The 25,983-nt window shown below is 36.6% G+C and carries 18 protein-coding genes; 7 read left to right on the top strand and 11 right to left on the bottom strand.

Annotated elements, in window-relative coordinates; all coding sequences use genetic code 11:
* Nucleotides 1-21: 21 nt before the first annotated feature.
* A complete protein-coding gene (locus G7Y56_RS09785) occupies nt 22-1,401 on the bottom strand; it encodes a Gfo/Idh/MocA family protein (protein WP_165043097.1) in 1,380 nt (459 codons plus the stop codon).
* A 400-nt stretch (nt 1,402-1,801) separates the two neighbouring features.
* On the opposite strand from G7Y56_RS09785, the gene G7Y56_RS09780 reads away from it, so the two are divergent.
* From G7Y56_RS09780 to G7Y56_RS09760, 5 genes are all read left to right on the top strand, one after another.
* On the top strand, nt 1,802-2,896 hold the full coding sequence (locus G7Y56_RS09780) for a phosphotransferase enzyme family protein (RefSeq protein ID WP_165043096.1): 1,095 nt from the start codon (nt 1,802-1,804) through the stop codon (nt 2,894-2,896).
* A gap of 91 nt (nt 2,897-2,987) precedes the next feature.
* Complete coding sequence (locus tag G7Y56_RS09775) at nt 2,988-4,421, top strand: PDZ domain-containing protein (RefSeq protein WP_165043094.1); 1,434 nt, start codon at nt 2,988-2,990, stop codon at nt 4,419-4,421.
* Between the two features lie 57 nt (nt 4,422-4,478).
* On the top strand, nt 4,479-6,092 hold the full coding sequence (locus tag G7Y56_RS09770; RefSeq protein WP_165020784.1) for an ABC-F family ATP-binding cassette domain-containing protein: 1,614 nt from the start codon (nt 4,479-4,481) through the stop codon (nt 6,090-6,092).
* A gap of 605 nt (nt 6,093-6,697) precedes the next feature.
* Complete coding sequence (locus G7Y56_RS09765; protein WP_221412552.1) at nt 6,698-7,513, top strand: Bax inhibitor-1/YccA family protein; 816 nt, start codon at nt 6,698-6,700, stop codon at nt 7,511-7,513.
* Between the two features lie 182 nt (nt 7,514-7,695).
* Nucleotides 7,696-8,724, top strand: a complete 1,029-nt coding sequence (locus tag G7Y56_RS09760) for a hypothetical protein (RefSeq protein ID WP_165043092.1) — start codon at nt 7,696-7,698, stop codon at nt 8,722-8,724.
* A 181-nt stretch (nt 8,725-8,905) separates the two neighbouring features.
* On the opposite strand, the gene G7Y56_RS09755 is transcribed toward G7Y56_RS09760, so the two are convergent.
* The 4 genes from G7Y56_RS09755 to G7Y56_RS09740 form a co-directional block, all read right to left on the bottom strand.
* Nucleotides 8,906-9,328, bottom strand: a complete 423-nt coding sequence (locus tag G7Y56_RS09755) for a hypothetical protein (protein ID WP_165043091.1) — start codon at nt 9,326-9,328, stop codon at nt 8,906-8,908.
* A 539-nt stretch (nt 9,329-9,867) separates the two neighbouring features.
* Nucleotides 9,868-10,836 carry an aldo/keto reductase gene (locus G7Y56_RS09750; protein ID WP_165043090.1) on the bottom strand — a complete coding sequence of 323 codons (969 nt, stop codon included), beginning with the start codon at nt 10,834-10,836 and terminating at the stop codon, nt 9,868-9,870.
* 141 nt (nt 10,837-10,977) lie between these two features.
* Nucleotides 10,978-11,388 (bottom strand): GNAT family N-acetyltransferase, encoded by a 411-nt coding sequence (locus tag G7Y56_RS09745; protein ID WP_165043088.1) that lies wholly within the window; start codon nt 11,386-11,388, stop codon nt 10,978-10,980.
* A gap of 5 nt (nt 11,389-11,393) precedes the next feature.
* Nucleotides 11,394-12,872, bottom strand: a complete 1,479-nt coding sequence (locus G7Y56_RS09740; RefSeq protein WP_165043086.1) for a DUF3943 domain-containing protein — start codon at nt 12,870-12,872, stop codon at nt 11,394-11,396.
* 504 nt (nt 12,873-13,376) lie between these two features.
* On the opposite strand from G7Y56_RS09740, the gene G7Y56_RS09735 reads away from it, so the two are divergent.
* Nucleotides 13,377-14,561, top strand: coding sequence for a hypothetical protein (locus tag G7Y56_RS09735; protein ID WP_165043085.1), 1,185 nt, complete (start codon nt 13,377-13,379; stop codon nt 14,559-14,561).
* Here the strand turns inward: G7Y56_RS09735 and G7Y56_RS09730 are convergent, their stop codons facing one another.
* Both G7Y56_RS09730 and G7Y56_RS09725 read right to left on the bottom strand, forming a co-directional pair.
* Nucleotides 14,562-15,314 carry an RNA methyltransferase gene (locus G7Y56_RS09730; protein ID WP_165043083.1) on the bottom strand — a complete coding sequence of 251 codons (753 nt, stop codon included), beginning with the start codon at nt 15,312-15,314 and terminating at the stop codon, nt 14,562-14,564.
* Between the two features lie 9 nt (nt 15,315-15,323).
* Complete coding sequence (locus G7Y56_RS09725; protein WP_165043081.1) at nt 15,324-15,719, bottom strand: VOC family protein; 396 nt, start codon at nt 15,717-15,719, stop codon at nt 15,324-15,326.
* A gap of 191 nt (nt 15,720-15,910) precedes the next feature.
* Between G7Y56_RS09725 and G7Y56_RS09720 the strand changes: the two genes are divergently transcribed.
* Nucleotides 15,911-18,232, top strand: coding sequence for a BamA/TamA family outer membrane protein (locus tag G7Y56_RS09720; protein ID WP_255498718.1), 2,322 nt, complete (start codon nt 15,911-15,913; stop codon nt 18,230-18,232).
* Between the two features lie 226 nt (nt 18,233-18,458).
* On the opposite strand, the gene G7Y56_RS09715 is transcribed toward G7Y56_RS09720, so the two are convergent.
* The 4 genes from G7Y56_RS09715 to crcB all read right to left on the bottom strand — a co-directional run bounded on the left by G7Y56_RS09715 (nt 18,459) and on the right by crcB (nt 25,982).
* Nucleotides 18,459-18,854 (bottom strand): DUF1573 domain-containing protein, encoded by a 396-nt coding sequence (locus tag G7Y56_RS09715; RefSeq protein WP_165020794.1) that lies wholly within the window; start codon nt 18,852-18,854, stop codon nt 18,459-18,461.
* 162 nt (nt 18,855-19,016) lie between these two features.
* Entirely contained in the window at nt 19,017-19,556 is a 540-nt protein-coding gene (locus tag G7Y56_RS09710) for a murein L,D-transpeptidase catalytic domain-containing protein (protein ID WP_185153993.1), read from the bottom strand.
* 110 nt (nt 19,557-19,666) lie between these two features.
* The gene (locus tag G7Y56_RS09705; protein WP_255498717.1) at nt 19,667-25,522 is read right to left on the bottom strand and encodes an alpha-2-macroglobulin; all 5,856 of its coding nucleotides are present in this window, start codon (nt 25,520-25,522) and stop codon (nt 19,667-19,669) included.
* A 100-nt stretch (nt 25,523-25,622) separates the two neighbouring features.
* Nucleotides 25,623-25,982: a fluoride efflux transporter CrcB gene (crcB, locus tag G7Y56_RS09700; protein WP_165020796.1), complete on the bottom strand. Its 360-nt coding sequence runs from the start codon at nt 25,980-25,982 to the stop codon at nt 25,623-25,625.
* Nucleotide 25,983 lies beyond the last annotated feature (1 nt).

Genomic DNA, 25,983 nt, shown 5'->3' with positions numbered 1-25,983 from the left:
TTAATTTACTATGCAGTATATTTATTCAGCAAACGTCAATCCTTTAATTTTATTCCACCCACCTCTGGTGAAATCGGGGATCTCTACCGGAGATGAATTATTATCGAGAGATATCTCTGTTAACGGAATCAGACAGCACCACTCTGCTAAATCGTACACGTCCATATCCAGAGGAAGGCCTTTTTGTAAACAATAAATTAGGCGATAGTCCATAATAAAGTCCATACCACCATGTCCTCCGACTTGTTTAGCTTGTTCTTCAATGTCTTTCGCAATAGGATGTTTGTATTTCTCCATCAAAGCGACTCTTACTTCATCGGGAACGAAGCTATGAGCATTCAGGTTTTCGTAATTTGGAGTAATATCTGTGCCTATTTCTTTAGAATCTAGGGCGAAACCTTGTACAGGATATTTATTTGCAAATCCTTTAGTTCCTGATATTTGGTACATTCTATTATAAGGGCGAGGCGATGTTACATCGTGCTGTATTTGAATAGTTTTTCCGTTTTCGGTGCGTATCATAGTCATAGTGTGATCGCCATTGCGAAAGTTTTTCACATCTTTTCCTGTTTTTTCTTTTATGTAAGCGGGATTCCCTACAGCTTTTGTATCCATAGAGACCAAATAGTTCAATTTGTCGCCGCGATGAATATTCATAGCCTGACAAACAGGCCCTAAACCATGAGTAGGATATACATCGCCACGATGGTTTTGGTTATAATCCATACGCCAGTTGTCCCAATACTCACTCCAGAACGGTTGTAATCCGTGAATGTATGCACCCTCACCATGCAATATTTCACCGAAGAGCCCCTGTTGAGCCATGTTTAATGTGGTAAGTTCGAAGAAATCGTAAACGCAATTCTCCAGCTGCATACAATGTTTACGGGTTTTTTCGGAGGTATCAATCAGATCCCATATTTCCTGCATTGTCATTGCAGCAGGCACTTCGATGGCAACATGTTTGCCATCTTTCATAGCTTGTATACCTATCTTAGCATGGTTTTTCCAATCTGTAGCTATATATATTAAGTCGACATCGGGCAAAGCTGTTACTTGGCGCCAGATAGTCGTATCACCATAGAATTCTTTTGCTTTAGGTAGCCCTCGTTTCTCAAGCATTTCATTGACTGATTTCGTGTTTTTCTCTAACACATCGCATAATGCCACAATTTCTACTCCGGGTATATGTGACATTCTGTTTACAGCTCCCGGACCACGCATACCCAAACCAATAAAGGCAACACGAACAACAGGTAGTGGGGTGGTTTTAAGTTGCAATACGTCTTTTTGTCCAGCAGGGCGATTGGGTATAGGGGTGCGTATTATTTGCGCTGAGACAAATAATGGAATGAGTAAAATCGATGCTAAAAAGAATGAAAGAAAATAATACTTTTTCATGATAATATTATTGTTAGATTTAAGTTGAACTGTAAATTTAATATTTTTAATTTAATGTTCAAGGTTAGAGGCTGCTTAAAGTTATTATAAATTCGATCAGTGCGGCTTCATTGGTTGCTTGTTGATTTGCTTGTGATGCCGAAGAATGAAAGTAAGGGTTGCTATAATATTTGTTCCTGTCATCCCGAACTGAAAGGAGGGATCTGGCTCTCTTCGTAATAGGCTGCACTTGGGATCCCTCACTTCGTTTCGGGATGACAAGTTAGATTAAAGGATTTAATTAGTGGTTTTTTCTTATATTTAGGGTTGGAAATCTTTTATTACTATTTGGAGTATAAAATAGAGCCTTAAATCATATTCCTAACTTATAGATACAAATCTAATTATCAAAAATATATACATGAAAACACTTTTAAACATTGGAGAACAATTTGCATTCGATGGTATTGTCGAAGAAATAAAGCCGCTGGGCGAAGGATTAATCAATGAAACATTCTTTGTAACTACAAAAGGGGAGGCTCCCAATTATATACTGCAACAGAAGAACAAGAATATATTTACGGATATACCTGCCATGATGGAGAATATCTATAAAGTAACAACCCATCTGAAGGAGAAAATAGCAGAACAGGGCGGAGATGTTTTGCGTGAAGCGCTGACTGTAACTCCTACTAAAGATGGTAAGCTTTATTATAAAGACGAGAATGGCGAGTACTGGGCTGCTTGCTTGTTTATTGAAGATACAGTTACTTATCATGTGGCCGATTCTCCCGAATTAGCAGAGCAAGGGGGGAAAGGAATAGGTAAGTTTCAGGCAATGCTTGCTGATATGAAAGAGCCATTGGCAGATATACTACCCGGCTTTCATAATATGCGTTACCGTTTCAACCAATGGGACGAGGTGCTGAAGAGGGATGCTGTAAATAGAAAATCGCAGGTAGAAAAGGAAATCGCTTGGATAGAAAGCCGTCGTGAGGAGATGCTCAATTTCTGGGCAAAGGCAGAATCGGGCGAAATACCGACACGTATTACTCATAATGATACCAAAATAAGTAATATTCTATTTGATAAGCAGGGTAATGTTTTATGTATAATCGATTTAGATACAGTGTTGAGTAGTATTTGTCTTAATGACTATGGTGATGCTATAAGATCGTATACAAATGCCGGAATGGAAGATGATGAGAACTTAGATAATGTTTATCTCAAAATGGATATTTTCGAAGGATACACCAAAGGGTATCTGTCAGAAGCAATTAAGTTCTTAACACCTGCTGAAATTAATAACATGGCTTTTTCTGCAAAATATATTACTTTCGAACAGATGCTAAGATTCTTAATGGATTACATTGATGGAGATAACTATTACAAAGTTAAAAATGAGACTCATAATTTAGTGCGAACCCGTGCTCAGTATAAATTATTATTATCGATAGAGGAAAACTATAGTGCGATGTGCGCTACAATACAAAAACTTATCAGTCAGATGAAATAGTGATTGTTGAGAGGCTTAGTATTTTACACACCGTTATATCATAAAAAATTTTTATCTTTGTGGCTGAAAATTTCAACCGCAATTAGTAAAAATGAAATATTTATATATCCTGTGTTTATTCTTCGTGGCTTCTTTGCTTTCGCTTGGTGCCCAAGGATATGATAAAAGTTGCTATTATGGCATAACGTTCGTAGTTAGTGAAAACCCCAGCTGGGGCTACGGGGAGTTGGTTATTACCGGAGTAGAGCCTAATTCGCCAGCCGAAAAATCGGGAATAAAGGTAGACGACATCATAATGGAAATAAATGGTAAGGCTACTTATCTGAGAGATAACCAGACTATTGCTAATTGGTTGTTTAATGTATATGATCCTGTTGTAACCTTTACAATAAGGAACCTCAATACTTATTTCAAAGAATATACGCTAAATCGTAGATGCATCGCTCTGAATAGTGTGAATGAGAAAGAATTGTCTGATATTTTTTCTTTTTACAGCCTCGAAAATACGAATCAGCGTGCTTTTACTTTACCATTACGTGTAGAACCTAATGCCGAAGTGGATTATGCAGATTATCACACATACGATTTTCAGCGTGATGACAATCCGACTGCAGTAGACTTGCAAATAACAGCTTTGCTCGAAAAAACATTGCAAGCCAGAGGTTTGGTGCGAGATACTAAAGACCCTGAAATAATAATTCAGGCATATTATAATTATGACTCTAATCCTCAATATACAGGTTTGGAGAATAATCCTAGTATTACATCTAAAGTTTGGCGCTTCGATTCTGACAAGAAAGAAATGGTACAGCTACCTATCTTAGATCCGAACGAATATAATATTCAGGCAAAAGGACAATATCTGGCTGAATTCGGATTCAGTTTTTATGATCGGAAATACATTGATGAGACACGCTTGACTCAAATATGGGATTGCAGCATTAAAGACTATTTGTCAACTAAATATTCATTCGAAGAATATCTTAAACTTCACATTCCTCTTATGTTTATGGAATATCCATACGTAACAGCTAAGACAGAAGTGAAATATGTAGTCGATTTCAATGGATATAACTATACAGGAATGTACTTTAATGCGGATGATCTGACTACGGTATCCGATGTAGACGAAGGTTCACCTGCTTTTGCAGCGGGTATACGTGCCGGTTATGTAATAAAAAAGATAAACAATAAAAAGTTTCAGCATACTAAAGAAAAACTGTCGGAAGGTTACAAGCGCTTTATAGATGTAACGACAATATATAGAGATCAAACGACCCGATTTACTAATGCAGACGGATATGCAGATTGTATGTTCTGGAATCCGGCTTTTTATGGCGATATTGCGAAAGAATTCAACAAATCGTCTAATCTGACAAATTTCTCTTACTTATACGATTTCGAGAAATACGTAAATCCTAATCCGTCGGATAGGATAACAATCGAAGCATGGGATGGTATGCAAACGCGTATATTTCAGGTAACTCCTACAATACGCAGGTCGGTTGTTGTAAAATCTTTGTGATATAATAATAAATAAAACAAATAGAAAGGGAGACGAATCCCTCTTTTAAAATTAGACATGATAACAGTTTCAAATTTAGGTATTCAATTTGGCAAACGAGTATTATTTCAAGATGTGAATCTGAAATTTACAAGCGGTAATTGCTACGGTATAATAGGTGCAAATGGTGCAGGAAAATCTACTTTTCTTAAAATATTAAGCGGAGAGAAAGACGCTACTCATGGTTCTTTCGCTCTAGGATCGGGTGAGCGCCTGTCAGTACTATCGCAAGATCACTTTGCTTTCGATAAATATACTGTGATGAACACAGTATTGCAGGGGCACACTATCCTTTGGGATATAATGAATGAAAAAGATGCATTATATGCTAAAGAAGATTTTACGGATGCAGATGGTATCAGAGCATCAGAACTAGAAGAAAGGTTTGCAGAACTCGAAGGGTGGAATGCCGAGAGCGATGCGGCGATGCTTCTTAGTGGGTTAGGCATAAGCGAAGATCTCCATTATCAGACAATGGGTGATTTGAGTGGTAAACAGAAAGTGCGTATACTCCTTGCTCGTGCATTGTTTGGAAACCCTGACAATCTATTGCTGGATGAGCCTACCAATGATTTGGATATTGAAACAGTGATGTGGCTGGAGAATTATTTAGCTAACTTTGAAAATACAGTACTTGTTGTATCGCATGACCGTCACTTTTTAGATTCGGTTTGTACTCACACAGTAGATATTGATTTCAGTAAGGTGAATATGTTTGCCGGAAACTATAGTTTCTGGTACGAATCTAGTCAATTGGCATTGCGTCAACAACAGAACCAAAATAAAAAGGCTGAAGAGAAAAAGAAGGAGCTGGAAGAATTTATCCGTCGATTTAGTGCCAATGTAGCTAAATCGAAACAAACTACCAGCCGTAAGAAAATGATCGAGAAGCTTAATATCGAAGAGATTAAGCCTTCTTCGCGCAGGTATCCGGGAATTATATTTTCTCCTGAGCGTGAGCCGGGAAATAAAATATTAGAAGTTAACGGATTGAGTAAATCGATAGAAGGAAAAGTTCTGTTCGATAATATCAGTTTCAATGTAGAGAAGGACGATAAGATTATATTCTTATCGAAAGATCCTCGTGCTATGACTGCATTCTTTGAAATAGTCAATGAAGCAGCGCATGCCGACAAGGGAACATTTGCATGGGGACAAACAATCACATCTGCTTATCTTCCGCTAGATAACAGCGACTTTTTCAAAGACGATCTTAATCTGATAGACTGGTTGTCCCAATTTTCTGACGACACTAGCGAAATCTATATCAAAGGCTTCTTGGGACGTATGTTATTCTCCGGTGAAGAGGTATTGAAAAATACAAAGGTGCTGTCAGGGGGAGAGAAAATGCGTTGTATGATTGCCCGTATGATGTTGAAGACAGCAAACTGCCTAGTGTTGGATTCGCCAACTAACCATTTGGATTTGGAGTCTATACAGGCATTTAACAATACACTTATTCAGTTTAAAGGCAATGTGTTAATGTCGTCGCATGACCATGAGTTTATACAAACGGTATGTAATAGAGTAATTGAATTAACACCTAAAGGTGCAATCGATAAGATTATTGATTATGACGATTATATAACTTCAGATGAAATAAAAACTTTGCGAGAAAAAATGTATAGCTAATTATTTAAGATAAGGGTCTGCTTCAAGCAAATAATTATAAATTAAGCCCAAGATAAAAAATGGAATCATTAGATTCCATTTTTTTTGTAAAACAAAGTTTGGAAGACAATGCGTTTATAGATACGTGTTTAATGTCCATACGTTAGATAGTCTAAAAGAATAGGTTAAATATGTTATATTTTTAACACAATAAATTCTATTGTTAATAAAATATCTACATATATTTGCGCGTTGAATGTGTAAAAAATACACCGGATTTAAAGCTTTTATAATAAAACTAACAATATCGAGGGGAAGCCACTATGGAGCGTTCTGAGCATTTTAGCTTCTAACGGTTGTGCAAATTCCTTAACTTTTTTGTCTTCACTTTTCATTTCTTGCTTGTGAAAGCCGGATTTGGTTATATGTACAGCCATTTAGAGGCTTCTCCGAGATATTGATTTTACAAACTACAAGTAAGGCATAGCTTTCATCGGAAAGCATCGTTTTTTAATTTAAAAAGACAGAGACTCATAAAAGGTCTGGGATATTAATTCCAGACCTTTCTTTTTTTGAGTGTATAGCTAATCTCAAAAGGCTAGTTTCCATCTTTTAGATTCAAGTATATGAAATCAACTATTTTCAGTATATTTGCAGCTGATAATTTAAAAAATAACATAAACAAAATGGGATTATTTGACTCAAGCAACCCTTCTTTCGGTAAGGATACTTACGATAAAGTGGGTAAGGCAGTAGACTCTGCAAATGTAATGACTGTCAATGGAGCAGTTGGTAAAACAGGATTATTACTGGCATTAGTTATAGCGGGTGCCGCTATAACATGGAATATGTTTACAAGTCTGGCCTATCAGGGATTAGTTATGCCTTTGTTCTGGTTGGGTCTTATCGGTGGATTAATTGTGTCGCTTATCATTATATTTAAGAAAGAAATGGCACCTTATCTGTCTCCTGTATACGCCATACTCGAAGGTTTGGCTTTGGGAGGTATATCTGTTATTGCTAATGCATATTATCCGGGGATTGTTTTCCAGGCACTAAGCTTAACATTTGTAGTTGCTACTGTAATGCTTATCCTGTATAGATTCAGAGTGATCCGTGCAACGCAGAAGTTCAAAAGTGTAATATTTATAGCGACAGCTTCTATTGCTGTTTTTTACTTAATTAGCTTTGTTCTTTCCTTCTTTGGCATTTCATCACCGGCCTACGCTGCAACGCCGCTAGGTATTGGTATCAGTGTATTCGTAGTTATCATTGCTGCGTTAAATCTGATTATTGATTTTGATTTCATCGAAAAAGGAGCAGAAGCACAAGCACCTAAATATATGGAATGGTATGGCGCATTCGGTTTGATGATTACATTAGTTTGGTTATACATTGAGATACTAAGACTATTGATTAAAATAGCTGGTCGTAGCCGCTAGGATACAGTCACTTATAATGAATTATAAAAACTCTCTATTCGTAAATATGAGAGTTTTTTAGATATTTATGCAGGTATTCACATAACAGAAAGATCAAAATGCGACACTTAAGAATATTATATATACTATTGTTTTTAGTCTCTCCGCTTTCTGCGCAAAATATTAATTTCAGTTCTTCCTTAATGGAATCTAATGATTCTGATATTAAGGCTATTATGACTTTATGGGAAGACTATATAGAGGCATGTCGTTTGGATATAGATTCTTTACAGACCGAATGTTGGAGCGAATCTGAAGCAGATTCGAGCATAAAAACAGATATTATAAAATACTCTTTTGGAGCAGGTGATCCACTATATTGTTATGGAGACATATTTACTTATGGAATACAAAAAGTTGATACTAGCCATTATCAGATATATTCCGCTCAATATTATAAGGATGATTTTGAGGAATCAACTGTTTTTGCCACATATAAAATTTGTGCTAAAGAGGTCTCTCCCGGCATATTTAAGCTCTTTAACTATTTTGATATCAATCGTGATAAATTGAAAGTCTATAACACAGGTTCAATTACTTACTATTATCCTGACTCATATCATTTCGATAAAGAGAAAGCATCGAAAAGCGAGCACTTTGTAGATCGTATTTTCAAAGAATATAAGCTTGATAAGAGCAATATTATTTATATTCTAGGAAATACTCTTACGGAATGTAATTCAATCATCGGGTTCGATTATACAATTGCGAATGCTCCAACTAAATTTGCAGCTTATTCTATTTATCCGAATATTCTGCTGGCAACTCAGATAGATCATTCTCATGAGCTTATACATGGCGTTTTTAGACCGAATTTTCCTACAGCTTCATTCTTGTTCCAAGAGGGTATAGCAACATACTATGGTGGTAGTGCAAATCTACCTTATCAAGCACATTTAAACATTGTAAAAGATTATATTGAGAGCCATCCCGATATGAATTTGTCAGACTTCGAATCTTATAATACTCTTATAGACGAACAGACAAATCCATTTTATATTGTAGGTGCTTTAATTATAGATTCTGCCATAAAAACAGGAGGGGAAGAAAAGGTTTCAAGATTACTTGAACGCTATACTGACGATAATTTCGATAGGGCTTTTAATGACGAATTTGGTTTGCAAAAAGAAGATATACATACTTTTATATTGAGTTTGATAAATAATAGTTAATCGTTAAATATGAAGTCATTTCGACTTTTGAATTTAGCGTAGAGCAAAAGGAACTTCATACATGCACGAGTAGTCGGAATTTCTTCCGACTACTCGTAGGCTTTTGCCTTCTGCTGATTTGTTATTCTGTTATTGCCATTAAAAACCAAGACAGGCTTATTAAGCTATCTATACTATTTTATTAAGGCTCAAGATTTAAAATGCCTAAGCTGGTAGACAAACTACTGAAAGTAGAAACTTTACATTTCAAAACCACATACATTGCGCCGACTCCACCAGATACAACAGTCACTCCATTATATGGGCTTATACTAACCACTTTGCGCGAAAAATCCATTCTTATAGTCACATCATCCGAATCATTAAAACGGGTATAAGGATAATCGAGTCTTGTGTAAGAAAATGTTCCAATACAAGCTCTGGTTGACGGCAAAGCTGTCCAATAAGGTGAGCCTGTCAAGGCTGGTTGATACCCTCCAACAGTAAACTCGGTACGCTCAGGACCGCTGTATTGTCTCATGCTTCCAATAAAAAAATAGACAGGAATAGAGCTTGCAGTTTGTTCAATTGCATCGATACCTTGCGATTGACCTTCGGAAACCAACGCGTCGCTTGCTAAAACTGGACTGGACGGAATTAAAAATAATACAACTAGAATTAGTGAAAAAGAATAGAATAATTTTTTCATGCTTTAGATTTTTAAATTAAACATCAAACAAATACAATAATAGTAAAAATTGACACAATAAACCTTTAAACTAATCTTGTATTTTTATTTAATTTGATATTTTTTGAGTAAAATTACTATGAAGGTGATGTAGCTGGAGTTTTTCGAACTCTAAGTAATTGTATCCAGACTATACTTTGATTATAGAGACCTCATCAAATAGGTTATCATTATTCAATTCTTCATTTTGAGAATTGTAATTAATAATTTACTGATAGCATATACCATTCAATATCTGTTTTCAATTTGTAGAGAATGCCACTCACTAAAGGAATATTGCTTTCTGTTGTTTTGCAATTATAAACTTAACGCTTCGTTATTCTATTTTATATGAGACTAAAAAATTAAGATGACTTTTATAAAATAAGGCCGATTCGAGAACGAATCGGCCTTATTTATCTTAGAAATATTTGTTATTAGCAAAGACTGAATGGCTTTGTATATTTGCTTGCGTTATTCAGTTTTTCTATTGATGCATTGTCTAGTTTTAAATCTACGGCTTTCAATATATCCAACTGAGATGCCTTCGACACGCTGGCAATAGGAGCCGTGATAGACGGACGTGCTATAAGCCATGCTAATGCTACTTGTGCAGGTGTGGCATTAGTTTCTTTAGCTACTTGCAACAGCGATTCTATAATCATCTTGCCTCTATCGTTCATGAAAAGATTCACAGCACTCGAACGTTGTCCTTCGGCCTGTTTACCAAAATCGTATTTTCCTGTCAGGAAGCCGCTGGCTAAAGAGTAATAGCTTACAACTCCAAGATTATATTTTTCTGCTATCGGTTCGTATTCGAGTTCATAACGGCTACGGTTGTATAGATTGTATTCAGGTTGTAAACAAACATATTCAGCATAACCATTTTTTGCACTTTTATCAAGTGATTCGATAATACGTTCTTTACTTACATTCGAAGCACCGATATAGCATACCTTACCTTCTTTTACCAATTGGGTAAATGCTTCTAAAGTTTCTTCTACGGGAGTTGATAAATCATCGAAATGATTGAAATACAAATCTATATGATCGGTTTGCAAACGGCGAAGCGATTCCTCGGCCTGCTTGATAATATAGTCTTTTTTCAAGCCTTTATTGTCGGGTGAAACTTCTGCGCCCACTTTTGTTGCCAATACAATCTTGTTTCTGTTCCCACTTTGTTTAAGCCATTTGCCAATGATTGTTTCAGACTCGCCACCTTTATTGCCCGGGGCCCAAGCTGAATAAACATTAGCTGTATCTATGAAATTAAGACCGGCTTCAAGGTAAGCATCCAATATTTCGAATGATGCTTTTTCATCAGCTGTCCAACCAAACACATTACCTCCTAATACAAAGGGAGATACTTCTAAATCCGATTTGCCTATTTTTCTTTTTGTTGCCATAATTATAATTGCTTTGAGGTCACATACCTTACTGTTTTTTTAGTAGGTGTATATAAAGAGATTACACATCCAAATACAATACTTTGATGTGCATATATAGTTAAAAACAATCAGAAATGGAAATAGTTTAAGACGTTTTTCTTATTTAAGAAAGGACTTTTCTATAATCACAAAATCATAACCGTCTTTTGTGAATCGCTCCTCGGTTTCTTCAAAACCGAACCTTTTATAGAAGTCTACTGCATTGGCTCTTGAGTTACACCACAGCCGATCCAGTTTAACATCCTTTGCATAATCGATAAGCCATTTCATAAGAGCAGAGGCGTAACCTTTATTTTGCATATCATTACGAGTGGCTAATTTTCGAAACTGCACATCACGACCATTCATGAAAATAGACATCACAGATACAAGTTCGTTTGCAACGAAAACCCCTATATGAAGACCTTTGTCATCATCTGCTAGTTTTACGAAGTCGATATCCTTGTTGGGATACATTACTTGCCGGCGCAGTTGCAATACATTGTTATATGGAGCTTCTGTTATTGTCATATTTATTAGAATTTATAGGTTAGCATAAAACGACCTTCGTATGTCTGAGAAAATACATTCTCAAAATATTTATAGTCGGTATCGCGCGTATAATTGTATAAGATTCCTGTCATATAAATTTTTTTGTATACACGCAGATCTGCTCTGAGGCTGACAACATGTAAAGTAGCCTGCGACCTGTCTCCCTGATAATCGAATTTATGAGGATCTATATTGTCCCAATCTATGTTTTCGGGATACCCTTTCCATGTAAACATGCGATAGGCATCGTAAGTTGTCGATAGGCTAAATTTATCTTTGTAAGCAAAATTTGCTCCCATTTTCCAACCGAAACCACTTGCCAGATTGTAGTTGCGCATATCTACCTTGTAGTGGTCGCTAAGTACGGCCCCAAGAATGATAGCGTTGAAGTGCGCATGTGCGTCGAATTTATAGTTTCCAAATCGTTTGCTCTGATAGATTAAGCCTGCACCGAAAGAAGCAGGTGTACCTAACTTGTAAGGGATTTTGCCTGAAACATCCGATATCGTATCCGAATCATAATAATCGAAATGTTGATAAGCACCGATACTTAGGAAATCTTTTTCGGTATCTATAAGGTCGAGGACATGAAGTCTGCCGATAATATTTAATTGACTGAGGAGAGGTTGCGAACTATGCATGTTTAGATTCGCTTTGAATGAAAAGTAGTCGTATGGTTTTTGATTTTCTGTTTCAAATCTGTCACCATATTCTATATTGATATCTGTTGCCATACCGACTCCTTTGTCGAATATTTCATCTCTCAACTCCAATACACGTACCCCTGCCGATATTTCTACACTTACATCGGGAACTCCAAACTGTTTTCCTGATGTGCTTCTTTTACGCCACGCATCACCATTAAGTATGCGCGTCAGTCCGCGTGTAGGAGCTATAACAAAGCCTGCTGCTTCCCGTCCGAAGCGTTCGGTGCCAGTGAGTCGGTCGTCGAGTACCAAGTCGGATGTTCGGTATAATGTTTCTCCTAGAGCTAATCCGCCGATAGGGGTTGCTATAATGTCGTTGAGCGATGGGTATTCATTTTCCAGAAAGAGTTCCCACATAGCGCTACCACCGAGCGCAAAAGCACCCGATTCCCAGAAATTATATCCTCTGGAACGTGCCGAATTATAATATAGACTACCGTGATAGGGGTGTAGAAACATATTTGTTCCCATCTGATCGTTATCCCAAACGAATCCGTGTTTTAGATTGTCTTTTATAGTTTGACTGCTTATATAAGCGAATTCGGCTTTTTGGATATATCTGTCGAATGCCCATATACCCATATTGAGTGTAAATATTTGCCCTGCAGCTGCCCATCCTTTCTTCTTTGAATAGAATGCTATATCTAATGAATCGGCAGGTTTGGGGTCTCTAACCGAATTTCGTATAGCAAATTGTGCATAAGCAGTAGTTGTACAGAAAAGAATCGCAAGCGATAAGAAAATCTTTTTCTTCATTAAGAGAAATTTACGTATGAGTCTTGTTTGAGCGAGCAAAGATAATATATTTCAGATTTAAACATATAAGATACTAATTTCTTTGATGAAAATATAGACATATTGGATGATGTGTCGAATGTATGTTTTGGGGTAATCATGTAGTGACTCTCAATTTTATCTATAATAGGTATGAGAATTAAATTCGATATTAATAAGAAGGGCTGTATATAAATACTGAATTCATCTTGACTTTTTGTTTTTCGTATTATTTTGTCATCCTGAGGAACGAAGGATCTCGGTTGAGAGATGCTTCCTATCGTTCAGCATGACAGAGAGAGTAAAAGACAAATAAAAAGACAACCTTTTGAAAGCTAGAAACTACTTCACTGCATTTACTCTTTGGTTAAACGAAAAAGTTACATTAGAAAGCAATGGAAAAAGTGTTACTTTTGTTACCTTTTTCAGATAAGTCGATTGATCGACAATTTATTCTCTATTTTTGCAGCTATTATACTATAAACTATGATTCATTATTTCAATCCGGGACACGAAACGGCAGTTTTAAATAGTTCGCCATATTATACTCATCCTGCTAATATCGCAATTTTGCAACGGGAATTGGGGTTTCTTCCGGCTTGGTATGCTACACCGGGCGATGTGGTGCTGGTTGAAGACGAATTGAATGAGGAGTTTGTTTCTTATCTATCCGAAAATCTTGGTTTTAAGATAGAGGCTATTACCCGTGAGTGTTTGAAAAGATACAACACACAAGATATTCTTCTATGGGGTATTTCTCCTCAGTCCATCAATGTCTTTGAAGAAATTAATAAGGAATATCATCAGGAGTTGAAACTTCCTGTCTGGAAAGAATCATACGCCTATCTCAATAGTCGGCAGGCGGCACGAGACTGTTTGGAAGAGCTGCTTAGACAATTACCTCAAATATCATCATCTATCATTCCTCATTTTTATACCAATCTCGAAGATATTGAGCAAGTGGTAGAAGCTTCACCTTTTCAGCTATTGGCAAAAGCTCCATTTTCTTCATCGGGTAGGGGGCTGCTTCGATTACCTATCGGTGGTTTGACTCGTACCGAAAGGCAAATATTGCATGGTATTCTTAAAAAGCAAGGTACGCTATCAATCGAGCGATTATTGGATAAAGAGGTCGATTTCGCCATGGAATTTATGTCTGACGGGAAGGGTAAAGTGGAATTTGCAGGGTATTCTTTGTTTGCTACTAACGTAAAAGGTGCTTACTTAGGTAACTATATCGATTCACAAGAAAATATCGAGAAGCAGTTAGCCGATAAGATATCGTTAGCTTTGTTGGATGATGTGAAATCGAAGTTGATAAGTATTCTATCAGAGAAATATGCTTACGAATATAAGGGGTGTATAGGTGTAGATATGCTTATCTATACAGATGAGAATAGCTATGCGTTGCAGCCTTGCCTCGAAATAAATATGCGCTACAATATGGGCTTTATGGTTATTCAGTTAATCGAAAAATATATTTCGTTGGGGAGGAAAGGCTTCTTTCACATCGATTTTAGTTCAAAGGATGGCGAGATATACGAAAAACATACACAAATGCAATTCGATCACCCTACACGATTTAAGGATAAAAAGTTATTATCCGGCTACCTGCCACTCTGCCCAGTTAATGAGAATAGTCACTATTGGGCTTACGTCTTGCTTGAGTAATCACATGCATCTCCTTCTGAACTCGGCGCAAATAATAGCTGTTGCAATCGCTACATTAAGCGATTCGGATGTTGCCTGACCGACAGGGTAATTGGGGATGTATAACTTCTTATTAATCAGTTTTTCTATCTCGGGGCGAATGCCGTTACCTTCATTTCCCATCACAATAATACCATTCGGGGTAATATCCTGGTCATACATGTTTTTGCCATCGAGTAGAGTGCCATAGATCGGAAGATGTTTATTCTCTTGCAGAAAAGCGGCTAAGTCTACATAATTAATAGTTACTCTGGCTAAAGCCCCCATCGTAGCTTGCACGGTTTTAGGGTTATATATGTCAGCGGTATCTATCGAACAAAAAATATGCTTGATACCATACCAATCGGCAAGACGGATAATTGTACCTAGATTTCCGGGATCTTGTATGCCGTCGAGGGCAAGATATAATTCGCTGTCTGGTTTTATATCATTATCTGATTGCGGTTGATAGAAAACGGCTAATACCTGCTGCGGAGTTTTGAGGAAGCTAGCTTGTGATAATTCACTATCACTAGCCTCAATTATTTCTTCCACATTTCTTGTATCAACCTCCTGTAAGAAGTCTTTTGTGGCTACAAGTAGCTGACATTTCATGCAAGTGAGTAATTCACCTACCATCTTATTACCTTCGGCAACAAAAGTTCCATATTCGGATCTGTATTTTTTCTCTTTCAGAGAGCGGATATATTTTAGCTTGTTCTTGCTCAGGCTCATTCTCAGCTCTTATTTGTAGATAACTTCTAAACGGTTGTTTTCGGGATCAATAGTCTCAAATTCGTAATAGCCATCGCCGCTTGTTCGTGGGCCTCGTAATATCTGGTAACCAGCTTCAGCTAATTGTTTGGCTTTAGCATCTACTTTGTCTTTCGAATCTACCGAAAAGGCTAAGTGTATCAGTCCTTTATATTGAAGGTTTATAATGTCATTCTTGTTGTCCGGTATGTCTGATCTATGCATTATTTCCAATCTGGCACCCGATTCGAAGGATAAAAAATAACTACTGAAATGAGTTGTTTCATTGACATATATGTTGTTAGGTGCAGCATCGAAAAACTGTACGTAATACTCTTTCAATTTTTCCAAATTATTAGTCCAAATGGCAGCATGATCTAGTTTCATAGTGAAATATCTGTTTTAATTTCTTTTTTACAACAAATCTACGAAAAGAAACAATTAAAATGATAAATTTGTCGTTCATTTCAGAAATCTGTTTGTACTAGTTGATAGTAATGAGGGTTAAGGTAATCATTTTTTCAGTTATAATCATTCTTTCATGTTTGTTATTCCAAGCATGTAGGTCCACTAAGTTTGTGCCCGACGGGAAATACTTACTGGCTAGTGCTGAGGTGAAAAGTGATACAAAATCCATTTCTGCATGGGAGCTTAATACTTATATAAAACAAAAACCCAATTTTAAAACATTCGAAGTATTCAAGCTGCCTCTATCTATATATAATCTTTCGGGGCACGATTCTACAAAGTGGGTTAATAAAAAATTGCGCCATGCAGGCGAACCTCCCGTAATTTATGATAGTACCCAAGTCGACCATACTGTTGTCGATCTTAAGCGTATTATGACTAATAGAGGATATTTGAATGCAGAGGTGTCGCCTATTATAACCCTTAGGGGTAAGCGTGCGCGAATCATATACGATATAAAAGCAGGCAAGCCATATAAGATAGATGATTATATTATTGATGTAAAGGAAACTACGATTAACAAGGAGTTATTGCCAACTTTCCCTTCAAAAAGTTTTAAAAGAAATGAGTTTGGGTCTGATACTGTGGTTTTCAGCCTCGATAGTATTCTGTATCGTAACTCGCTGGTTCATAGAAACTCAAGATTCGATTTGGATATGCTGGACCAGGAGCGTGATCGGATAACTTCTCTATTTAGACGTAACGGTTATTATGCGTTCAACAAAGAATATATAGGTTTTGTAGCAGATACAACTTTGGGCAACAACAAAGTAGAATTAGAATTAAGCATATACCCATTTACCCAACGTGCGCAGAATGGTCAGACGACAGAAACCCCCCATCGTCAGTATGAGGTAACAGGAGTTGACTTGTATGTTGATTTTAATCCGATAGAAATAGGTGATATAAGTAGCTATGAGCCAACAAGTATTTACGAGAAAGATGGTTATCGCATTCTTTATGGAGAAAGAGGTGAGTACATCAAACCTTATGTAATACTCAACAATTGTTTTATTCGTCCGGGAGAATTGTATAACGAAAATATGACCTCTCTGACTTATAGCGCTTTATCGCAGTTGCGTATATTGAAAAACGTAAACATAAGTTATGTTGAGTATTGGGAAAACGATTCCACAAAGTTACGCTGTATAATCACTTGTATACCGGATAAAAAGCAAGGTATATCTACTGAGTTGGAAGGTACCAATTCAGGAGGTTTCTTTGGAGTCGGGGCAGGAATGGGATACCTGCATCGTAATATATTCAGGGGATCGGAGCAGTTTAATGTAAGATTGCGTGGCTCTTATGAAGCTATTACCCCTAATTTCTCAAGTTTCAAGGATAATTATTTCGAAATAGGTGGGGAGACTTCTCTAACGTTTCCTCGTTTTATGTTTCCATTATTGGATCGGGATTTCAGACAACGCATACATGCTACAACACAACTTACAGGTAATTATACTTACCAAAGAAGACCCGGATTTTTCAGTAGAACAGTATTATCTACAGGTGTTAAATACACATGGCAGGATAGGCGACGTTCTTCTATCCGGCATATTATTGACCTCATAGATGTAAGTTATATACGTGTACCCGAAAGTAAATTAGACACTACCTTTAGAAATAATTTGTCGGAAGCAGCATTCCGGTACAGTTTTACAAATCAATTTATAATGAGTGCCGGTTATACATTCTCTAAAACGAACGCCAACAATACTAATAGACTGATGCCGTCTGTTTATTCTCTTCGAGCTTCCATAGAGTCGGCGGGTAATGTTCTTGCATTGGCTGCGATAATAGCCGATACGAAAAAAGAATCGGGCTCGCGCCAAATATTTGGTACTAACTTTGCCCAATATCTTAAGGGAACATTCGATTATAGCAAAACTTATACTCTCGATGAGAAAAATTCAATAGCATGGCACGTAGGTGGTGGGTTAGCGTATCCTTACGGGAATTTCAGCCAAATCCCTATCGAAAAGCGATTCTTCTCGGGTGGAGCAAATAATGTGAGAGGATGGGCTGTGCGAGAACTCGGCCCGGGATCTTTTTATGCTAAGGACGAAAAGAAAGATAATTTCTATTATCACTCAGGAGAGATGCGGATGGATGCCAATATAGAATATCGAAGTAAGTTGTTTTGGATTATCGAATTAGGGGCTTTTATTGATGCCGGAAATATCTGGACAGTGAAATCGTATGAGGGTCAGGAAAATGGTCAATTTCAATTGAACTCCTTCTATAAAGAAATTGCTGCTGCTTGGGGGCTAGGGCTTCGTCTAAATTTTGATTTTGTACTGATTCGTCTTGATGCTGGTTGGAAAGCTTACGACCCTTCTGATAACCCAAATACGAGAAGATGGCCTATAACTCAGCCTTATAAACTGAATAAAAATGTGTCTTGGCATATTGCTGTCGGTTATCCATTCTGATATATAATGAACTAAGAATCGGTTTTAATAAATTGGTTACTCACAATCTTTTTACAGATTTGAATTGAGTATATATACTTCAAACTACTATAGAAACATGGCATATATCCGTGATATTCTCAACTACTACATGTGATTCACTCCTACGAAGAAATTGAAATATAATAAAAAAGGTTGCCATGAAAAATGGCAACCTTTTTTATTATATTATGCAATACTTATTCTCTTATCTTTTACGAATAACTTCTCCTTTGATAGTCAATACGTAAACTTCGTCAGGAACGTTCGAAAATATCGTTACTTTCTTATCAAAAACGCCGGGACGTCCTGTAGTAGAGAATGTAACTTTTATTTTACCTTCTTTACCCGGTAAAATAGGCTCCTTAGTATAATCAGGTGTTGTACATCCGCAAGTTGTTTGCACTCGTTGAATCACAAGAGGGGCATCACCGTTATTTTTAAATACAAATTCGCAACTTACAGTTCCTACACTTTCTTCGACCTTGCCGAAATCATGCACCTCGTTTGTAAATGTAGCTTTAGGAGCTTTCTTTCCATTTTGTGCAGCAATAAAGCCAGTAGAAAGAATTAAAGCCAATAAAATAAAACTAATTTTTTTCATATATCTAAATTTCGAATGTGTTACTCAATTAATTAATGTATATCCCTTATTTGTGAATAAATTAACACACAAATGTACTAATAAATATGAAACTCGTTAAGGAATTTACAAAATTTGACATTATAGGTATGATTTATATATTCTGATTGTTTTTTAAAATGATCAAGTATATATCCACATCAAGACTGGTTTCTTGGTCTCTTTAAGTAGTGCATCCATTTTTCGCATAACCTCATCCGATATAACAGGACATCCTTGGCTATACCCTAATGGTAAATGTGATGGATAAATTTCTTCATTAGGTACCCTGTCAAAAGAATGAAGTACAACTATTCGTTGAAAGGCATTATCGTTTGTCTTATCAAGTCCGTGCATCTTGTAATGCACGTTGATCCCCCATTGGCTATAAGCACGAGTACCTAATTTGTAGCGACCTAACGACGAACAATAACTGCCTTCAGTGTTACTGAAAACAGGCTTTGATTGAGTGCTTTTTTTACCATAACCGTGACAGCATAAACTACTGTACTTAATGGTATCATTTTTATAGTCCCAGACAAAGAAGCGGTTTTTGCCCGAATGAATACTGAAATCGATCAAAACACAGTAATCTGCGCTAAATCCCTTTTCTTTGCTGAAAACCTTTGCCGAATCTGCCTTTATCTTTAATTTGTCAAAAGCTACTTTTCGCTCTTTTTCCATCTCTTCTTTTTTTGCATCCTCTGATGAAAATACAGATTTTACTTCCGAATTACATCGAACAAATGATAAGCACGTAATAGTTAGTAGTGTAAGTAGTGTTAGTTTTCTCATTATTTATCTTTTACAATTATTTTATTCCCTGCTGTATGCGAAGTAAACTCGGGAGCATAAAGGCATTGAATCGTAGTGATTCCATTTGTATATTCACCCGTTCTATTCACATATACAGGATATTCAAGTACATAAGTTCCTTTAGGCAGATTGTCGAAATAGAAGATTGTCGATGCATCTTTCGTTGTCTGGTAATATAGTAAACTATTTTGCCATCTTGTGCCCGATAGTGCTTGCAATGGTTCGAAACAGGATGTGCGCATATCTTTCAATTGTACAAACTCCATATCATTATTAGCTCTAACAGTCAGACGAATTATTACTTTGTCGCCAACATCCAATGGATTACCATCGGTTATTTGTTGTAACGATTTTCCGGTAGTGCTTACTACTTCTTTAAATAACTGTTTCTCAATATTCAGATCTCCCCCTTGCGATGTAATTTTATTCATATCTTCGAAATATTGCCAGTATAGAGCTCCATACGATGGATGGCTATTTTCGTTTATTACTTCTACTTTGCTCAAGTCACTTGTTATTTCGGATTTATTCCATGTCGTTTTTATATAACCTGTGCCTAATTCTTTATTATCAACATCAATTTTAGTTCCACCTACAGTGATATTGATAGGCGTTTCTTCTGCTGTAAACCAATTGCTACCTGTGCTTAAGAGTGCATTGATGGCGTCGATAGTGGCATGAGTCGATTCCCAAGCTTGGGTTTGTTTCTGCTTAATCAGCCATTTTTTCATCAGGTCCATGTCTTTATCACTGGCTCCGTTTTCTTTCAGAGCATTCATTAGGAATGTATGTGTGCTAACAGCAGACATAGACAAAAATACTTGATTTTTATTATTTGGCCAATACATGCCTAATTTACTATCGATTTTTGAATATTCTCTAATCGATTTCGCAATTTTTGTTGCTAAATCTTTATCTCCATTTTGTTTGAGTACTACAGCTAATATCGACGATTCATATAGATCCAGGTTTGTCCAATTTTTACTGGCAATAGATGTATAAAATCTTTCAGCATCACGGGCATCTTTGTCGATAGGAATATCGCGGTAATATGAGCGTACAAATAAGTATTCGAGCTGGCTGGTCGATATTTTTGTTATTTTCTCCCAATCTTTATTATTTGTTTTCAAATTTTTGAAATCGTTGCTTATTTGAGTGTCCAGATACTTAAGGGCGCTCATCTGCATTTCTTTTATTTGTGATGGATATTCTACCTGGCCTACTAACTGCAATTGAGAATAACCATATAAAATATATTGTGTAACATTTCTGCTGGTTCCCATACCTTTGTACCAACTCCAGCCACCTTCGCTGGTTTGTAGTTCAACTAATTTATTGGTTGAAGTGTTGGTTAACTGTTCTGTATTATTCCAGTCGAATAATAGCGATAAGCGTTGCATTTGCTCTGTTTCATTTTTAGCATCCATCACCCATGGAGTTTCTTCTAACAGAACATTTTTGAGTTCTTCATTCTTCAGTAATTTCGAAACAAGGGTTTCTGTACTCTCATTTTGCATTTTCCAGGCTTCTATAATAGCCGAAACCTTAGGGTATTGTCTGGCAATAGACGCTCCTAACGAGTTTGAATAGTAACTGGCAAACCAGCTTACCGCGTTCTCAGTCGATGGATTGGTCATAGTCGGCAATGATTGTATGGCATACCATGCAGGATTACTGGCATACTCCAATGTCAACCTGTAGTTACTTAACGATTCAGATTTATTATCCCTCAATTTATCGAAAACAAAGGTGTTAACACCCTTTTCCGTTACATCGAAAGGCATACTCTCGGTAACTAGCATACTATTTGGTAATACGACTAATGCGTGTTGTTCTCCATCACTGAATGTTTTACTTTGTGCTACAATGCGGCAACCGATAAATTCAAGATTGGTTGGTACATCGAATGTCCAGCTAGCTGAGGTCGATGCATCCTTTTCGATGGAAAATGTTTGGTTCTGATTCGCAATCTTCAGATAAATGACCTTATCTGTAATTGGGTTGAAAAACTCAATACTTACCTTTCCTTTAATTCCTGTTTCCGACAAATTAGATATTTTAGTAGATATCGTAGTCTTATCTCCCTGACGTATAAAGCGTGGCATATTAGGTGTTATCATCAGCTTCTTCTGTGTCACTACGGTTTTTTCCACATCTCCGGATCTGCCGTCCTTGTCATGAGCAAGAATTCTGAATCGCCATGAAGTATTACTATCAGGGACGGTGAATGAAATAAGAGTTTCACCTTTTTTATTAGTTAGTAGTTGGGGGTAGAAAAAAGCTGTTTCGTTAAAATTTTTTCTGATCTGAGGTGTTTCGCTTGGCATCTTTTTAGGCATTAAGGCGTCTTGAACCTCTCCGCCGACAGCTTTACTGCGATACATGGTACTTTCGATTGCTACTTTATGACTCTTCAACTCTGCTATATCGACACTATGTTTATCGTCGCTCGGTGGTATAAACCAATTTAGCTTGTCAAATGTATTGCCGGATATCAGACTGTACACCCAATCTATTTGGGGCTGATTATAATCACGTAATTTTATTTTTGTTGGACTAAAATGCCAGGAATTAGTGTCAAGAATATTGAAACCAATCGGATATATAACCTCTTTCTGGATTGATGGACGATTTAAAGACCATACATTCGGCTGTGTAATTTTATCGAGTGAAATATCATACATCGAAGCCAATAGTTCTGCTATTGCGGGTTCAGAATTACTATTTGCGACACTAATAGTCCATGTTTCTTTGCTGCCCGGAAGAAGTTTATCTCTGAATACATCTAGCTTTATTGTAAGATTATTATCCATCTTCTCTTCTTTCTTGGAAAGCAATATGTCGTTATTCTCGAACTTACCGTCTTTTATTGAGGTGAACGACATATAAACATTATCGCCGTATTCATCTTTATACGGAACCTCGAAAGATTGATTGGAATCACTAAGATTAATGAACCTACGTTCGAATAATTTTGAGTTATTATATAATTGATAAAGTATATATACCTCATTGCCGCTAACTCCGAAAATAACTTCGGCAGGAGTTTCTTTGTCGAAAATAATGTTTTTTTCAACAACCCATGCATTTGTTTTTATAGGAGGTTTCTTGTCTTCGTATGAGTAAAGTACAAAATCGGCCTTTTCGTTAACCTCTTTACCTTTATTATCGATAGCCTTCACTTGCAGTTGATATTTACCTGAAGCAAGGTCTTTCAGTTTCGTTTTAAAACCTTCTTGGATACCTGTTTCAAAAGAGCCATCAAATACTGTCTTTTCTACTGAACCATTATCATTTACGGTATATAGGGTGTATGTGCCCTTTGTTTGTATTTCTTCACCTTCAAGGTTTAAGGCGTTAATAGTAATTTTGGTACTGTCAGATTTTTCTATCTGGGTAGGGATATCTATTTTGATGGCCATCGATACATCGCCTACGGTGAAAGAGTATGTGCTGGATTGAGTTTCGCCATTGATATCTGTTACAGATGCTGTAATGTCGAAAATGTAAATATTGTTTCGTAAAATGCCATTGTTAGAATCAGCGGCTTTTGGAACGAAAGATATATCGAAAGACCCATCCTTATTCGTTACTACTTTACCATCCCCGAAATGGCTGCCTACACTCATTCTTGGGCGAAACCAGAAATTAGATTCTCGCCTCTTAATGGTGTATTCCACATCGGTATCTTGCAGACTTATACCTGAAAAGGTTTTGGCATAGCCTTTCAGTTTTATTTCCTCACCGAATGAATAGGTATCTTTCACCTTATCAAATGTAATTTCGAAAGTAGGACGTTTATATTCTTCTACGTTGAAATAAGATTGGGCTTCTCCATCTACCTCAATATAATATATGCCAAGCAGTCCCGATGGTGGAAGGATAAACTCTCCCGATATAGAACCGAATTCATTGCTAATAAGATCTTTTTCGGCTACTATATCTCCATTTGTATTGTAAAGTTTCACCGCAGAGCGATTTCGATCGATCGGTTTACCATTACGATTAAGTGTTATCGCTTTAAAATAAACGGTTTGCCCCGGTCTATATATACTTCTGTCTGTAAATATACTGATTGTGGAATTTGGAGTTCCGTTACTTTGTCTATAACTATATGCACCTCGGGATAAATTGGCTTTTTGCAGGCATGTATCAGAATCAAGCTTTACTTTATACTCTCCAACATTCCAACTATAATTATTATTTTTCCTTTCTAGTGTGTCTTTGAAAACTGCGAGGCCAAGATCGTTTGTTTCAATCTGTGTATTTACTTTCTTCCATTCGTTATCTGCATTCCTGTATTCCTGATAGACGATTACAGAAGCTCCCGAAATCGGTTTTCCGGTAATACGGTCGAGAACATATATTTCGTATTCGTTTTCTGCACTATTTCTATTATAAGTTGTGAGACTCGATACAATGAACGATACGCGACTTCCGCGGGTTAATGATGTACTTGCTTCTTCATGCTCATCGTCAGATTCATTCGATATATATACGAGTTCATAAGAGCCGGGTTGTAATTCTCCTATGTTTAGTTTTACAGTGTCTACTATATATGTTTTTTCAGAAATAAGTTCGGGTGAATACTGGTTTACCTTATAATATTGATTCTTTTCTATTTTGTAAAGATTGAAAGTGACATTCCTCTTTAAGGCTTGTATATTTTTGTGATAAATATTTATACTAATTGGCGTATTGGGGTAAGCCGGATTGTTTTCATTACTGATGCTAATACTTGGCTCTTCCAATGTAAGAAGTCTGCTCTTGAGTATATTTATTTTGCTGTAGTTTGGATATTGATTTATTCCTTTAGTGCACCAATAATACACTTTTTCGTTACGTTCATTCGAATCGGAAGTAGTGTTTAAAATCTCACCAATAATTGCATCTATAACTTCGACTGATGTTTCATTGTTGTCATATCTTTTTTGCAGGTCTATATATGCTTCAAGTTCTTTCCCGCTAGTTGAATAATTTCGCGCAATATTTCCGATAAACTGTATCTTCCCTAACTCTGTGATTATTATAGTCGAAGTCATATTTCTATTAAGCAGGTCTTTCAAATACTGCTGATAGTATGTGAAAGGTAAGCTCATCTCATGTTCACTATCTTTTATCTCTAGATTTATGTACTGATCTGCAGGGAGAGCTAGCTGATCGAGTGTAAGTCCTGTTGCAGTAGTGAGATCTTTTGTTTGGCTACGCATATTTGCCACTGTTTCGGACAATTGGATAGCACGAAGCATCAAAAAGTCGTATAGGGTAGGATAGTATTGAGGCGAGTCCTCCCCGGGTATTATCAAAATATTAAACTCACTGGTTTTGTGCGCTTTTAATGTTTCTTTATCTTGTATTGACAGATTTAGATTCTCTCTGATTTTGTCAATAAATATATTAGTGCTCCATTCTTGTATGTCAGTAGGTATGAGATCCTCTAATTGTGTACGCTGATCTATTTCCCATCTGTTACTTGAGTAGTATTCGTAATATAATGTTCCAAGCATGGAATGTAAAAGAGCTTTCTCCTGAATATTATTTGTTTGTGAGATTAGATTCTCCAGATCATAAATCAGATTGCTTTTATCATCAGTATTAATAGCCTCTTTAAATCTATCTTTATAAATAAGGCTTTTCACAACCTGCTGATTGTTTTTATCAGCAATTGCTTTCTTTAGAATCTTATCTACAACACCTAAAGCCGATTGAGGTAGTTTTTCTTTTTCATATTTTTCGGCTTGTTTCCACTCAGCATCGTATGTTTTGTTTGAATTTTGAGCTATCATAGTAATACTTAATATTAAAAGTATACCAATAAGTAATTGCTTTTTCATAAAATTTTGTATTTTTTATATTGATAGATACCGTTGGTATCCGCATTCCATAAAAGGAAATGTTTAATTTTCTTAAATCAAAGAATGTGTGAATTCCTTATTATTTTGTAATATACATACCCAGCCATACTGCACATACGCCAAGAATACAACTAGACATAGTATAAACAAAAGCAAGAGGCATTTGGTTGAGTTCTATCAGGTCAAAAGTTTCGCGTGCAAAGGTTGAGAATGTCGTAAATCCACCGCAAAAACCTATTATCAGTAAGAAACGAAGGTTGTTGCCGGAGGGGATGAGATTGACAAGCAGACCTATGCCAAGACATCCGAGTATATTGATTATAAATGTAGCCAACGGAAAAGTTAAGCTACAATATCTAGTTGTAACCTCCGATGTCAGAAAGCGCATAATACTCCCTACAGCACCGCCTGCTCCAACAAGTAGGATTTGTTTGATCATG

The organism is Dysgonomonas sp. ZJ709, from assembly GCF_011039195.1.
Classification (GTDB): domain Bacteria; phylum Bacteroidota; class Bacteroidia; order Bacteroidales; family Dysgonomonadaceae; genus Dysgonomonas.
Note: the sequence above shows the minus strand (reverse complement) of the source record. Positions and strands in the feature narration are given on the sequence as shown.